We start from the raw sequence: 14,852 nt of genomic DNA on the forward strand, positions 1-14,852 counted from the left end.
CCGGTGCCGGCGGCCATTGGGCTACGGGCCGCCGCCAGCCACCGCGCCACCTGGAATTTAATCCTGAGCTCATATAGGGCTGCTAAGACATCCGCCTCGATGCTGAAAGACCTGCTGCCAAGCCATGAGGCGAACGCAAGCAGCGACGAATGACACGCAAGCTCAAAGCAATACCGAACCAGATCCTCACGTCATGGAGCGGCATATTCAATGGCTCATATCGTCATCATCAATCCGCGTTTCGAAACCTCTTACTGGGGCATGGAGCACGCTCTGCCGCTGTTCGATGTGAAGGCCAATCTTCCGGTGGCCTGCCTGCCCCTGCTTGCGGCGCTGACGCCAGCGGAACATACCGTCACCCTGGTGGATGAGAATATCGAGCCGATAGATTACGGCCTTTGCGAGAAGGCCGACATCGTTGCGCTGACGGGTATGATCGTCCAGCGCTTCCGAATGACGGAAATCCTGACCGAGCTCAAACGGCGCAACTGTTTCACCGTCGTCGGCGGACCTTGGGTCACGGTCAAGGAGGAATATTTCGGCAACCTCGTCGATGTCTCCTTCATCGGCGAGGCGGAGGAGACCTGGCCCAAATTCCTGGCTGAATGGCAGGAGGGTCGTCACGCTCGGCGCTACGAGCAGTCCGACAGGACGGATATGAGCACGGTGCCTGTCCCGCGCTTCGATCTCCTGAAGATGGATGACTATGCGGTCGGCAGCATCCAGTTCTCGCGGGGCTGTCCTTTCACCTGCGATTTCTGCGATATCATCGTGGTCTTCGGCCGCAAGCCCCGTATCAAGACCAGTGTTCAGATCATCGCCGAGATGGAGGCCCTGCTCGCATCCGGAATGGATACGGCCTTCATCGTCGACGATAATCTGATCGGCAACAAGAAGGCCATCAAGGAAGTCCTGCGCGATGTCGTCGCCTGGCAGGAGCGCCATCATTATCCGATGACGTTCCTGACGGAAGCGTCGATCGATCTGGCTGACGATGCCGAACTGATGCAGCTGATGGTCGACGCCAATATCCGCACCGTCTTCATCGGCATCGAGACGCCGAACGAGGAAGCGCTGCGTGAAACCAAGAAGCTGCAGAACCTGCGCAAGGGCGGGACGATGCTGGACAAGATCCACGCGATCCAAAAGACCGGCATGGAAGTCTGGTGCGGCATGATCCTGGGCTTCGACAGCGATGATGCGACCATCTTCGATGCGCAGCGCGTCTTCATTAGGGATGCGCGCATCGTCAACGCGATGATCGGCATGCTGGCGGCGATCCCGAAGACGCCGCTCTATACGCGCCTCGCCAAGGAGGGCAGGCTCGATCACGACGATCCGCCCGCCTACGGCACCAACGTCATTCCGCTCAACCTTTCGCGTGAAACCTTGCGCGACGGATATCTTTCCGTGCTTGGCGATCTGCATCAGCCCGCCGCCTATTTCGATCGGCTGGACGCACTCTACATCGATGCCCGCATCGAACCGGAAAGTACGCGCTTACGCCACCTGCGCCGGCATCCGCTGCGTCTGATCGCCCTCAATGCGACATGGGCGTTCGAGGCTGTGGGGATTTTCGTTCGCTTGATGCGGCGCGTTAAGGAGGCGGATCTGCGTGCCGTCTATCGCGCGCGCCTTTTCAATCTCCTGCGGCACCGGCGCTCCCCTGTGGTTTTGCAGATCTACGCCATCAAGTGCGCCATGCATTATCATGCCCACATCATGGTTCAGCAGATGCGTACGGGTGGCGGGATCGTCAATTCCTTCTGATGCGATTGAGCGGCATCGACTGTTGCTGCGAAGCAACACTGGATGCGGCAAATTTACAATTCGAAATTGTGGGCTTGCCGATTTCATGATCTGGCGTATTATACGCTCGTCCGCAAATTAAACAAAGGAGGCGAGACATGCACTATACTCTAATGCTTACCTGCGCCTCTAGCGGAATGCTCCGTACTGGTTTGGCATGTGCCACTCCAACTATGCGACGAGCAGCTATTTAAAGCCCATAGACGCTTTAAATATAAGCCACTTAGGCGTTTTTATCATCAACACATCATGACTTGCTGAGGGAATGAATCGACGCGCCTTTCGTGCGTCATCTCCTGAAGCCGGTCAAGCTTCAAGAGGACCTGGTTGCGTCATTGCGCCGGGAAAAACGATGACTCATTCACAATTTTTAGTTGCTGGAAACTTAACGGCGACGGTCGATGAACTGTGCCAGGAATTCGGTGCCTGGAAGACGGCGCGCGCCTTGTTGTTCGTCGTCTGGAGGCAACGCCAGACGCGCAAGCTGGTGTCGGAGCTGTCGAACTACCAGCTTCGGGATATCGGTCTGCCCGAACGGGAATACCCTATCGGGCATCCCAGCCACATGCCCCCGCATCTGCGCACCTACAGCTGAATGGGGGCGGTGCAGGCAAATGCCTGGCTCCATGTCGTTCTCGCCCCACTTTGGCGCGGGCATGGCTTTGCGGCAGGAAAAAAGACGGGAAGGGTGAGCTGCTCACGAATCGAACGCACCAAGTTCGTGAGTTATTGCTTACCCATGAACATCCCAGAGGCGAAAGAGGCGGGGGAGGAGGCTATGCATTCTCCCCTGTCGCACCGCTGTCGCTGACGACCGTTCGCAGCGGGTGCGTCGTGAAAAATGTCCCGCGTCCCGGTTCCTCTCTTAAGTGATCGATCTCCATCTGAAGAGAGTCGCAATCTTCCCGCAATCCGCCTATGCAATGCAGCTGTTCCATTTATGGGGATGGTTCATTGCGGATCTTGTTGCTTGAAGACGAGCGGGAAATGGCTGCGGCGCTGAGCGCCGCCCTGCAGGCTCGCGATGCCGTCGTCGATCATGTCTCGATGCTGGCCGATGCCGAAGAGGCCGCGCTAACTTTCCCTTACGATCTCATTCTTCTCGACCGACAGGTTCCCGATGGCGACGGTCTGTCGATCGTTCCAAGGTTGCGCGCGGCCGGTATCGGTACGCCGGTCATTGTGTTGACGGCGCGAGGCGAACTCGATGACCGCATTGGCGGTCTCGATACCGGTGCCGATGATTATCTCGTCAAACCTTTTGCCATAGAGGAGCTTCTGGCGCGGCTGCGCGCCATCCTGCGCCGTCCGGGCGACGTGCAGACCGATGTCGTGAGTTTCGGGCGTTTGTCTTACGACTTCGGTTGCCACGATATCCTGGTTGAAGGCGAACGGCTCGAACTGCCACGTCGGGAAGTGCTGGTCTTCGAGGCGCTGGCGCGCCGGTTCGGCCGCACGGTGCCGCGTCATGCGCTGGAAGAGGCCGTTTACGGATTTGCCGAGGATATCCAGTCCAACACACTGGATGCGCATATCTCCCGCCTTCGCCGCAAACTGGCCTCGGTCGATTCAGGTCTGGAAATTCACCCGGTTCGCGGTATCGGCTATCTGATGAGACTGGCGTCATGAGCGCGGGCCAGCCTTCGCTGCAATGGCGCCTTGTCTTGCGTCTTTCTTTCCTGCAGGCGATTTTTCTGATTCTGCTTGCGGTGCTTATCGTCGCCGCCCTCTGGGCGACCGGCAGTTTCATCTCGCTTCAGCCGGAAGATGAGACTATCGATGCCATCTCGCAGTCCGTCGGGCGCTCCCAGAATGGCGCTCTTGTGCTGAAGGAGACGCCGGCGCTTGCCGCGCGGCGCGAAGATGTGCCGGGCCTCTGGTTCGTCGTGCGGGATCGCAGCGGTGCGACGATTACCGACGGAAATATACCACTGGCCTATACGGCGATCGGCGGTGCGCTCGACGGCATCGGACAGGCCCGTTTTGGCAGCAACCTCGGCGGAAGTATCGTGCCTGCCGCCCGGCTGCAATGGGTATCGTCTCCGGCCGGCGAGGTACAGGTCCTGACGGGCGTCGACGGCAGCGTATCCCTGGTCCGCATCCTTGGCGCGATGGGGATCGTCTTCTTCAGCGCCCTCCTGCCGCTGCTCATCGTGACGGGGATCGCAACGCTGATTGCCGCGCCGCTTGTGGTTCGCCGTACCTTTTCCTCGCTCGATGCCGCCGTTGCCCGTGCCGGGCAGATCGACATCAATCGTCAGGGTATGCGCCTGCCGGTCGAGGATGTGCCACGCGAGATCCTGCCGCTTGTCGATGCCGTCAACGAAGCATTGAGCCGGCTGGACCAAGGCTATGAGCGGCAGAGGCGCCTTTTTTGTCATCTTGCCCATGAATGGCGGACTCCGGTCGCGATCCTGCAGGCACGCCTCGATGGTCTGCCGGCGGGCCCTTTGAAGGAGCGGCTCTTTGAGGATACGGTTCGCCTTGCAACCCTTGCCGAACAATTCCTCGATCTTCAGCGTCTCAATCACCGGTTCGAGCCCGCATCCATCAATCTCGTGGAAATCGCGGAGCATGTTGTTTCAGAACTGGCGCCGCTCGCGATCGCCGCCAATTACGAGCCCTGTTTCATCAGAGATGATGAGGTGGTGGGAATTCTCGGCGATCGGGCGGCCATTGAGCGCGCCGTTACCAATCTTGTGCAGAACGCGATCCAGCACGGCGGCCGCAGCGGCAGGATAACCGTTCAAGTCGGCAGAGCGACCGGCATCACCGTGACTGATGAAGGAAGTGGCATCCCGCGGGAAGAGCGGGCGCGCATCTTCGAGCCGTTTCATCGCCTCAAGGGGCAGGGTAACGGGTTTGGTCTCGGACTTAACCTCGTTGAAGAAATTGTAAGGCTTCATGGCGGAGAGATCTGTGTCCTGGATGGGCCGACGGGTGGCGCAGCCTTCAGATTGAGTTTCCCGATTGCCGGATAGATGGCGTCGGTTTTCCTGTGCAATGTTCTCGCAATCGGCTCCCCGTAGGAAAAGCCTGCTGCGCAGGCGAAACTCCGAAGGCCCTACTGGCGGGAACCCATGTCAAGCTCCTCACTATTTCTGCGAACTCTGCTGACGAATCCGCGCATGGTGGGGGCGATAGCTCCCTCCAGCGCGATGCTGGCCAATCTCATTACAAGCGAAGTCGATCCGTCGGTTGGTCCTGTTCTCGAACTCGGTCCCGGAACGGGCGTATTTACGCAAGCCCTGCTGAGGCGGGGCGTATGCGAAAGGGATATCACGCTGATAGAGTCCGCTCATGGTTTTGCGAGCCTGCTTCGGAACCGGTTTCCTGAAGCCCGGGTCATCTGCGCCGATGCCGCGCGGCTCGGGGCTCACAACTTGCCGGATGGTGTGTCGTTTGGTTGCGCGATCAGCGGGCTACCTCTGCTGAACATGTCGCCGAAGACGGTAATTGCCATTCTGAACGGGGTCTCGTCGAGGCTGCGTGAAGGCGGCGCCTTCTATCAGTTCACCTACGGCTTGCGCTGTCCGGTGCCTTACCGGTTGCTCGACCGGTTCGGCTTCAAGGCGACGCTGCATGGCCAAGTGCTGCGTAACTTTCCGCCTGCCAGGGTCTATAAGATCGTTCGGCGCAGGCCGCTTCATTGCGCGAGTGTCACCGCATGAGTGACCCTTCCTATCTATGGAGCATCCTGCCTGATCTGGCCGAAGGGGGGTTAATCGGACTTGCGTTATGCTCTGCCGTCGAGAAACTCATCCCTGTCATACCCTCCGCCGGCATGTTGCTGATGCTTGGCATGCTGGGTGTCGCCTATTCCGGCGATCTGCCCTTCGCGATTGCCATCACAGCCGCGGGTTCTACGGTAGGCTCGTTGTTCTGGTACGGAATAGGGCGATGGTTGGGGCCAGCCCGCGGCGACGCGTTCGTGTTCAAAATGAGCAGACGCCTGGATATCAAGGAAGAGCGGTATTTGCGGCTGAAGCGCGACTATCGTCGTAACCGGATATGGGTCACATTCCTCGGGCAGCTCGTGCCGGTCGTTAGGGCCTATATGCCGTTTCCGGCAGGCGTGCTTGCCATCCCGGCGCCTGCGTTTGCTGTCGCAACATTCTGCGGCGCGGCGACGTGGAATGCGCCGTTTCTGGTATCGGGTTACTTGTTGCGTAGGCAGATATTGGCGGCAGATACAGCAACACCCGCCGCCGTTGCAGCCATCATTCTGGCTAATCTTCTGCTCTTTGCCCTGTTCAGGCTTTGCCGGCCAAGCCGTAATGCGGCTTAGCCGGTCTTGTCGCTGGCCGCAGACTTAGACGGTCAGGACGGCGTATATGACGCCGCCATTCTCGCCACGAGTGACGGAAACATCGGTGATCGGGTGCTTGACCTTGTCGATGATCGACTGGACATCCTCGTCCGTGCGCCAGATCAAAGGCCAGTTCATGAAGGTTTCCATGTAACCTTCGACACCGATATCCTTGGCGAAGTTCGCCAGCAGGAACTTGCCGCCGGGCTTCAGCATCTGCAGGCAGCGCTCCGTCAGTCGCACGGCGACGCTTTCTGCGAGATAGTCGTAAAGGCCGGCCGCGTAGATGAAGTCGAACGTGCCGAGCTTCTGCGCGCGCCCCAAAATGGTGCGGACGGAGCCGTTGATCGCCTCGATGCAACTGCCGTGGAAGGCCGAGCTTACGGCTCCGACGCTGACCGGGTCCTGATCCAGTGCGATCCAGCGCTTGATCCTGCCGCTCTGCAGAGCCTGGGAGAGCTCTGCTTCGCGAAGGTGGCCCGCCGCAATCGCCAGGATCTCGGCGTCGTCCTTCGTCTCCGCCACCGCGTCGACATGCGCTGCCAGGATCTCGCGCCGCTCACGCACGGCGACGGCGGATGCTGCGCGCCGGGTGAAATCGTAAACTTCGGCGCCGAGCGCTGAAGCTTCCGCCACCTGCGCGGCAACGGCCGGATGCTCATAAATGAAATCCAGCAAATAGGCATCCCCGCTATAGCCGCGCGGCTTTTCGAAGGACCATCGTGTCAAAGGGTCCTGCAGCAAGAAGGACGACACGGAATGACCCTGCGCAACCGAAGCCAAATGAGCCCAGGTCAGCGGAGTTGTTTTGTTTTTCAGCGCCTGCAGACGCTCCGTCAGGGCTTTCATCGTGCCTTGAACGGGTGCGTTCGCCTCGAACGCTTGCTGTGTCATGGAGAGAATGAGGGCGAGTTCGGCTTCGCCCTCCTTTATTTGATCGGTTGCAAGGTCGTTACCGGACGATCTCGTATGTTCCGAGATGGACTGCGCGGTAACCAGGCTGAAGCCATCGAGAGCGGTTTGAAATTGTTTCAATTTTAAATCATTCCGTGAACACTATGCAAACCATATCTCATATAAATATTGAGCGCTATGGTTTTGTTAATGTCGCTGCGGCAACGCTGTCGTTATCAAACGGATCAAATTTGCCGCCTTGGTGAAGCGGATGATTTGTTCAGTCGAGTGACGCAAAGGTAACGCGGTGGACATGAGGTCTCGGCTAACTCGGGTGATGATGGGTATGCGTCGAATGTCGGGGAGAAGCGATCTTGGCCGGAGCGAAGCTCGCAGGACGAAGCGCCCCGACGATCTGCGCGTGCTCTACAAAGCCTATAGCAACGATGCGCGGCGTGCCTTGGCACGCAGCGGTCTGTGGCTTGCCGTGCCGGTCTATGTTCTCTTTCTGATCACCGATCTGATCTTCATTCCCGACGTCTCGCAGATAACGATCCCTGCGCGCTTTCTGATCGGCGGTCTTTCGCTGCTGATCCTGGAAATCCAGTTTACGCGGCAACGCCGCGCCGGCGAGCTTGAGGCGACCTGCGCCACAGCCGTGGTTCTCGGATACGTGGTATGGCTGGTTCCGGCATTGCAGACTGCCAATGCCGAGGCATTCTCCTATTATGCTGCCTTCGGCGCCATCTTTATGATGGGCGTTAACCTATTCTTCAGTCTCGAATTCGGCCTGGCGATCGTCTCGTCGGGCCTGATCCTTGCTTCGTTCCTGCTGTCGCTCGCGGAGTTTCATTACAGTCCTGCCTATTGCCTGGCTTTTGCGACCTTTTATCTCTGCTGCTTCGTGTTTACGTCCTATGTGAACTGGAAACTGAACAAGGAACGTTTCAACGTCTTCCTCAATGCCAGGGAAGCGGAATTGCAGCAGCGCCAGGCGACGGAGCGCGGCGAGGCGCTTTTGCGGCTGTCTATTACGGATTCCCTCACCGGCATGGAGAATAGACGCGCTGCCGATATAAGGCTGAAGCAGTTCTGGGACCGCTGGCGTGATCAGGGGGCACCATTCGCCATCCTGCTGGTCGATGTCGACTTCTTCAAGAAGTATAATGACTATTACGGTCATCAGGAGGGCGACCACTGCCTTGTCACGGTCGCCAATGCCCTGTCGAACATCGTCGCTCCTCTCGGGGCGACTGTCGGACGTTACGGCGGCGAGGAGTTCATCGTCATCCTCGATCTGGAATGCAGCTCGGATGCGCTGGCCCTGGCGGAAGCTATTTGTCAGGGGATTGAGGCTCTCGATATCGTCCACGCGCAACGTCTCGACGGTTTCCGTCATGTGACGGTGAGCGTCGGAGCGACCGTTACGAGAGATGTCGCCGGCGCAAAGTTGGAGAACGTGATCAACGAAGCTGACCGCGCTCTCTATTCCGCAAAGGCCAGCGGCCGCAACTGCGCAAGGATCTTCGATCCGAACGAATTGCCTGGCGGCGATGCGAGTGAAAACATAGCTGCCATTCTGAAGATTGCCATCCAGCAAAACCTCGTCTCGCTGGTCTATCAACCGATCCTATATCTCCAGACAGGAGAGATCGGCGCCTATGAGGCGCTGATGCGTCTGCAATTGCTGGATGGGTCGAATGCTTCACCGGCAGTCTTTATCCCGATCGCGGAGCGTACAGGCGCCATTATGGAGCTCGGCTATTGGGCGATCAGAAGAGCATGCTGCGACCTGCTGACCCGCGATATCGTCGATACGGTCAGCATCAATGTCTCCCCGATCCAGCTGCGTGCACCTGGTTTCGCCGCGCAGGTGGCCACCATTCTGGCGGAAACCGGCGTTTCCGGCCACAGGATCGCATTCGAGATCACCGAGGGTGTCGACATGGAGATACGCCCCGATGTTCTCGACAGCATTCAGGATCTGAAGAAGCTCGGCATCAAATTCTGGCTGGACGATTTCGGCACAGGCTTTGCCGGTCTGTCATGGCTCCGCCTGATGGAATTCGAAACCGTCAAGATCGATAAATCATTCCTACATGATGCCGCAAACAGCGATGGCGCGAAGGTCCTTCTGGAGGATATCATCGGGTTGGTGCGCAATCGCGGGCACCGCATCCTGGTCGAGGGCGTGGAGGACGAAGAGCAGCTCGACCTCGTCAAGTCCTTTGGCATCGACGCCGTTCAGGGGTACCATATCGGCCGTCCGGCACCGCCCCTCAAGCATCCGATTGCCATGATGCATCAGGGGCGCCGCCGTCTGCAGGCGTCAGCCTGAAGAACTGACCGTCACCAGGCCGAGGGCGATGAGAATGGCAGACGTCCATCTTGTCGAGATTTATCGAGGCTATATTGCCTGCCTGAACGCGCAGGACTGGCCGAATCTCGCTAACTTCGTCCACGAGGACGTGCACTACAATGGCGGCTATGTTGGGCTGTCAGGCTATCGAGACATGCTCGAAGGCGATTTTCGCGCCATTCCCGATCTCCATTTCAATATCGCTTTGCTGATCTGCGGACCGCCGCATGTGGCAAGTCGCCTGCATTTTGATTGCACGCCGACGGGAATGTTGTTCGGCATGGCGGTGAACGGCAGGAAGGTGTGGTTTACTGAGAACGTCTTCTACGAGTTTCTGGACAGGCGAATTCGCAATGTCTGGTCCGTCGTCGACAAGGCGGCGATCGCAGCCCAGCTGTAGGTGACAGCATCTCTGCTTTAGAATTGGCGGTCGACAATCTGCGCTATTTGGGTCCAAGACGCAGTGCCAAGAAGCCTGCCAGGAGCGCGGCCAGGCCGCTTGCGACTATCGGGCCAAAATAGCTGCCGGTGTGGTCGAAAATGAAGCCTGCGCCCGTGGGGCCGATCAAGGCTGCAATACCCACCGCCGTATAGAGATAGCCGATAACAGCACCGATATTGCGCGTGCCGAACAGATCGGCTGCGACGGCGGGATAAAGGCCGACACAGCCGCCATAGCTCATACCGAATGTCAGTGCGAACAATGCCAGCTGGACCATGCCCGATGCCGTTGCCCACAGAGCAAAGGAGGCGGCGACGGCGAATGTCAGTGATGCCAGCAGCCGGCGGCGCCCAAGGCGATCGCCAAGGCCAGCCAGGAAAAACCGGCCGATGACGTTGCCGACGCCGATAAGGCCGACAAGAGTGGTTCCGTCCTGAATGGAAAGACCGAGGTCCTGGGCAGCAGCAACGATATGGACATAAGGGATAAAGGTGCAAAACGACGACAGAATGAGCACGAGATAGAAAAGATAGAACCGGCTGTCCCGCCATATTACGGAAGCATTTGCACCGCTGTTCGAGGATATCTGGTTATTGTCGCGCCTTTTCCGCATGAGCATTGCGGCGGGCAATCCAAAGCCCGCGACGATGCATGCAAGTGCGATGAAGCATCCCCGCCAGCCGATCGATGGCAGGGCTTGCCCAACGGCAAAAGGCAGGATCAGCGTGCCAAGGCCGATCCCGGCCGTGGCGATACCTGACGCCAGGCTTCGCTTGCGAACAAACCAGGATTGCACAGCGCCAAGGGCCGGCACGTAAGACAGCCCGATCCCGAACCCGACGCCGAAGCCGTACCAGATATAAAGCGACAAGAGTGATCCGGCCCGACTGGCACCGATGTAGCCAAGGATCATGGCCGCGAGCCCCAGAAGATTCAGGTTGCGTGGCGACCATCTATCGGCGAGCGGCCCGGCAATCGCGCCAAGGGAATAGAAGAGGAATGCGGAAATGGAGAAGACGAGGGCGATCTCGCCGCGAGAGGCGCTGAACTCTGCAGCGAGCCCCGGTAGGGTGGCGGAGAAGGAATAGGCGCCTCCGAACGTCACGGCCGTCAGCACATGCGTGGCGGCCACGACTTTCCATCCCTCCCGCGTATCGGCTTCTTCATGGTCACGCGAAAGGGCAAGTTCTGACATCGGGGCGCTCGGTCAAATCATACTGACTGTTGGTAAGTATGGCTTAGTGATCGGCATTGGAGAAATGAATAGCATTGATGCCTTTATTGATTCCGTTGATCCATCTCGTGGCTGATCCAGTTCTGACAGACCTGCCTATTCACGAATTGCCTGGGAGGCGGCGAGGTCGGTCTCGATGAAAATGCAGGATCTGTCGGCCGCCTGCAGCAGCGTGTCGGCCACGCTGCCGTAAGAGAGGCTGCCGCTCGCCCGCTTGCTGACGCCGAGCACGATCAGGTTATATTTGCCGCCGCGTGCATGGCGCAGGATCGACAGTTCCGGTGACGGCCCCTGCTGCACCACCTTTTCGACTTCGACGCCATAATAGTCGGCGATTGCGCTAACCTTTTTGAGAATATCGAGATGGTCGTTGCCGCGATCGCTGATACGCGGAATAGCTCTGACTTGCCGGGGCTCCACGATCAGCAGCAGCGCACAATGGGCTCCGGCCGCCTTGGCGATGGCGAGCCCGAATTCGGCGGCCCGGATGGAGCGCTCCGTGCCGCTGACGGGCAGCAAGATCCTCAGATCCTGAGGGCGATCTGGAAGCGGGCCGCGTGCTGTCACGATGGCGGAGGTGCCCTTGAAGGCGGATGTGATGATTTGCAGATTTTCGCTGAAACGACCGTCATCGCCCATGGATGGTTCGACCCCGGCAAAGAGGAGATCGTGACCGGTGCTCGATATGTCGCCGAGCACGGTTTCGAGTTCGCCGTTTCTCTCCCGCACGGTGATGTGGATGTCGCTTTCGCTGGCGAAGTCGGCATCGGGCGAAGCCGACGACAGCAGATCCGTTGCGCATTGGCGTAGATCCTGAGCGATAGTTTTGACCGGCGGTTGCGAAGGTTGGGCGGTGGGGCTTGCCGTCGCGGGTTCCTTCTCTGCACTTTGCTGTTCCCGCACGTCGAGAACGGTAACCGGCATCTTTCGCGTCACGGCGAAGAAGGCGGCGATCCAGGTCGCAAGGCGGCTGCTGCGCGAGGCGTCGACGGTCAACAGGATGCGTTCGAAATTTCCGAGAAAGCTTTCGTTTTCGAACTCCTCGCGCTCGAGACGGTCGCGTTCCTCCTCGCGCAACGGCAGGCGGGCGAGCGCCCAGCGAAGCGTCGGCGGCATCGCCATCGTGGTGATGACGGCCATGGCGACGATGACGGAGAAAAGCTTCTCGTCCAGCACGCCGACGGACAGGCCTATGGTCGCCACGATAACCTCGGTCGAACCTCTGGCGTTCATGCCGCAGCCGAGCGCCAGAGCCTCCGATCTTGTATAGCCGCTGATCTTGGCGGCGGCGAAAGCTCCGCCGAATTTGCCGATGCTCGCTATGACGACGACGGCAGCCGTCAGCAACAATATCGAGGGATCGACAAGCACGGTCAGATCGGTTTGCAGGCCGGTGAGCCCGAAGAAGACGGGCATGAACAACGCCGTTGTCAGCGCACGAAGCTGCACATCGATCTGGCGCGTCAGGATCGGCGATTCGCCGACAAGAATGCCCGCTACGAAAGCGCCGAGCACGGTATGGACGCCGATGAGATTGGTGATGATCGCCATCGTGCCCATGATCGCGATGATGGCACTGAGCACTGGCAGGTCGCTACGGAAATTGTCGTTGGTCCAGCGGATGATCTCGAAGACGATCCGGCGGCCGACGGTGAAGCTGACGGCCATGAAGGCGAGCGTGCCGATGACGCTTGTCGACAACGTCGCAAGATCTACGGTCCCTTTTTCGGCCAGGCCGAAGGTTATGGCGATGATGACCCAGCCCACGGTATCGTCGATGATGGCGGAGGCAACGATCAGCTGGCCGATGTTTCGCCGCATGAAGTCCATCTCGCGGACGACGGAGGCGACGATCTTGACCGATGAGATGGAGAGCGCGGTGCCGAGAAAGAGGGACGTGACCAGCCGCTTCTCAGGATCTGGAAGCAAGGCGCTCGGTATGAACTCGCCGAGGGCGAAGCCGGCCGCAAATGGGATGACGATGCCCGCCAGCGACACGCCGGCGGCGGATTTGCGCAGCCGTCTTGCTAGACCCAGATCGGTTTCCATGCCCGCGAGCAGCAGGAGAAAGAGGATGCCGAGCTGACCGACCGCATCGGCCATGCTCCTCTGCGCCTCGTTGGAAGGGAAAAGGCTTGCCTGCGCCTGCGGAAACGCCAGGCCGAACAAGGAGGGGCCGAGCATGATGCCGGCAATGATCTGACCCATGATCGACGGCTGGCCGATGCGCACCATGAATTCGCCGAGCAGCCTGCCCGACACGACGAGCAGAACGATCTGGATCAGGAACAGCCCTTCGGAGGGATGGCTGGCTTTCTGCCCTTCAGCCGCGAAGGCGGACGATGCAATCGACGAGGACAGGATGATGGCAATGACAATGATAAGGGCGTTTGATGGAAATGATCTTATAAAATTCTGGCGTGACGGCATGGATCGATCCCACTGAGTAGCAGGAAAACGCGCCAGAGCGTCCGCCGTTCCCGATCAGATGGGTCGTTGCCGCCTTATTTGGTTCTCGGGATAGAGTTTGAGGCAAAAATGGCCCGCCACCGCATGGGTGGCGGGCCATGATAGCTCGAAACGATCAGACGCGCTCCAGCGCGATGGCAATACCCTGGCCGACGCCGATGCACATGGTCGACAGCGAGTAGCGGCCGCCGGTTTCCTTCAGCTCGAGCGCGGCGGTACCGGTGATGCGGGCGCCCGACATGCCGAGAGGGTGGCCAAGCGCGATCGCGCCGCCATTGCGGTTCACGCGGGCGTCGTCATCGGCAATGCCGAGCTCGCGCAGCACGGCAAGCCCCTGCGAGGCAAAGGCCTCGTTGAGTTCGATGACGTCGAACTGTTCCTGGCGCATGCCGAGCCGGGCCATGAGCTTGCGCGAGGCCGGAACCGGGCCGATGCCCATGATGCGTGGAGGGACACCTGCGGCAGCGCCGCCAAGGATGCGGGCGATCGGCGTCAGGCCGTATCTTTTGGCTGCTGCTTCGGAGGCGATGATGAGCGCGGCAGCGCCGTCATTGACGCCGGAGGCATTGCCGGCCGTTACCGTGCCGCCTTCCTTCTTGAAGGGAGTGCCGAGCTTGGCAAGCGCTTCCATCGACGTTGCGCGCGGATGCTCGTCCTTGCCGACGACAACCGGGTCGCCCTTGCGCTGAGGGATCGTGACCGAGGTGATTTCCTTGGCGAGCCGGCCGTTTTCCTGCGCGGCTGCTGCCTTTGCCTGCGAACGAACGGCAAAGGCGTCCTGGTCCTCGCGGCTGACCTTATAGTCTTCAGCGACGTTCTCGCCGGTCTCCGGCATGGAATCGACGCCGTATTGCTTCTTCATGACGGGGTTGATGAAGCGCCAGCCGATGGTGGTGTCGTAGATTTCGGCATTGCGCGAAAAAGCACTGTCGGCCTTGGGAATGACGAAGGGGGCCCGCGACATGCTCTCGACGCCGCCGGCGATCATGATATCGGCCTCGCCGGCGCGGATGGCACGAGCTGCGGCGATGACGGCATCCATGCCCGAGCCGCAGAGCCGGTTGATCGTCGTGCCCGGCACTGCAATAGGCAGGCCGGCAAGCAGGCTTGCCATGCGCGCGACGTTGCGATTGTCCTCGCCTGCCTGGTTGGCGCAGCCATAGATCACATCGTCGATCGCTTCCCAATCGACCGAGCCGTTGCGCTCGATCAGTGCCTTCAGCGGCACAGCGCCGAGGTCGTCGGCGCGGACGGAGGAGAGCGATCCGCCAAAGCGGCCGATCGGGGTGCGGATGTAGTCACAGATGAAAGCGTCGGTCATGGTTTTCTCCCTCAT

At 59.5% G+C, this 14,852-nt stretch carries 12 protein-coding genes; 8 read left to right on the top strand and 4 right to left on the bottom strand.

The genetic code is table 11. The features are described from left to right. The first annotated feature begins 210 nt into the window (after positions 1–210). From BJ928_RS08760 to BJ928_RS08785, 6 genes are all read left to right on the top strand, one after another. On the top strand, positions 211–1,770 hold the full coding sequence (locus BJ928_RS08760; RefSeq protein WP_047631849.1) for a B12-binding domain-containing radical SAM protein: 1,560 nt from the start codon (positions 211–213) through the stop codon (positions 1,768–1,770). Between the two features lie 391 nt (positions 1,771–2,161). Beyond that, on the top strand, positions 2,162–2,404 hold the full coding sequence (locus tag BJ928_RS08765; RefSeq protein ID WP_047631848.1) for a DUF1127 domain-containing protein: 243 nt from the start codon (positions 2,162–2,164) through the stop codon (positions 2,402–2,404). Positions 2,405–2,763: 359 nt separating this feature from the next. Continuing rightward, positions 2,764–3,438 (top strand): response regulator transcription factor, encoded by a 675-nt coding sequence (locus tag BJ928_RS08770; protein WP_047631847.1) that lies wholly within the window; start codon positions 2,764–2,766, stop codon positions 3,436–3,438. After that, positions 3,435–4,790: a HAMP domain-containing sensor histidine kinase gene (locus tag BJ928_RS08775; protein ID WP_047631846.1), complete on the top strand. Its 1,356-nt coding sequence runs from the start codon at positions 3,435–3,437 to the stop codon at positions 4,788–4,790. The genes BJ928_RS08770 and BJ928_RS08775 overlap by 4 nt, the downstream gene beginning before the upstream one ends. A 177-nt stretch (positions 4,791–4,967) precedes the next feature. Beyond that, a complete protein-coding gene (locus BJ928_RS08780) occupies positions 4,968–5,480 on the top strand; it encodes a methyltransferase domain-containing protein (protein ID WP_245432261.1) in 513 nt (170 codons plus the stop codon). Then, positions 5,477–6,097 (top strand): VTT domain-containing protein, encoded by a 621-nt coding sequence (locus BJ928_RS08785; RefSeq protein WP_052227719.1) that lies wholly within the window; start codon positions 5,477–5,479, stop codon positions 6,095–6,097. Before BJ928_RS08780 ends, BJ928_RS08785 begins: the two co-directional genes overlap by 4 nt. Positions 6,098–6,121: 24 nt before the next feature. Here the strand turns inward: BJ928_RS08785 and BJ928_RS08790 are convergent, their stop codons facing one another. Further along, positions 6,122–7,153: a class I SAM-dependent methyltransferase gene (locus BJ928_RS08790; RefSeq protein WP_047631844.1), complete on the bottom strand. Its 1,032-nt coding sequence runs from the start codon at positions 7,151–7,153 to the stop codon at positions 6,122–6,124. 214 nt (positions 7,154–7,367) lie between these two features. Between BJ928_RS08790 and BJ928_RS08795 the strand changes: the two genes are divergently transcribed. Together BJ928_RS08795 and BJ928_RS08800 are read left to right on the top strand one after the other, a co-directional pair. Continuing rightward, positions 7,368–9,350, top strand: a complete 1,983-nt coding sequence (locus tag BJ928_RS08795; RefSeq protein WP_245432262.1) for an EAL domain-containing protein — start codon at positions 7,368–7,370, stop codon at positions 9,348–9,350. A gap of 34 nt (positions 9,351–9,384) precedes the next feature. Continuing rightward, positions 9,385–9,771: an ester cyclase gene (locus BJ928_RS08800; protein WP_047631842.1), complete on the top strand. Its 387-nt coding sequence runs from the start codon at positions 9,385–9,387 to the stop codon at positions 9,769–9,771. 43 nt (positions 9,772–9,814) lie between these two features. Here the strand turns inward: BJ928_RS08800 and BJ928_RS08805 are convergent, their stop codons facing one another. The 3 genes from BJ928_RS08805 to pcaF all read right to left on the bottom strand — a co-directional run bounded on the left by BJ928_RS08805 (position 9,815) and on the right by pcaF (position 14,837). Then, on the bottom strand, positions 9,815–11,008 hold the full coding sequence (locus tag BJ928_RS08805) for an MFS transporter (protein ID WP_047631841.1): 1,194 nt from the start codon (positions 11,006–11,008) through the stop codon (positions 9,815–9,817). A 135-nt stretch (positions 11,009–11,143) separates the two neighbouring features. After that, entirely contained in the window at positions 11,144–13,477 is a 2,334-nt protein-coding gene (locus BJ928_RS08810; RefSeq protein WP_052227718.1) for a cation:proton antiporter, read from the bottom strand. 154 nt (positions 13,478–13,631) lie between these two features. Beyond that, complete coding sequence (gene pcaF, locus BJ928_RS08815; RefSeq protein WP_047631840.1) at positions 13,632–14,837, bottom strand: 3-oxoadipyl-CoA thiolase; 1,206 nt, start codon at positions 14,835–14,837, stop codon at positions 13,632–13,634. Between the last annotated feature and the right edge of the window lie 15 nt (positions 14,838–14,852).

Source organism: Rhizobium sp. WW_1, from assembly GCF_003610155.1.
Lineage (GTDB): Bacteria > Pseudomonadota > Alphaproteobacteria > Rhizobiales > Rhizobiaceae > Rhizobium > Rhizobium tropici_A.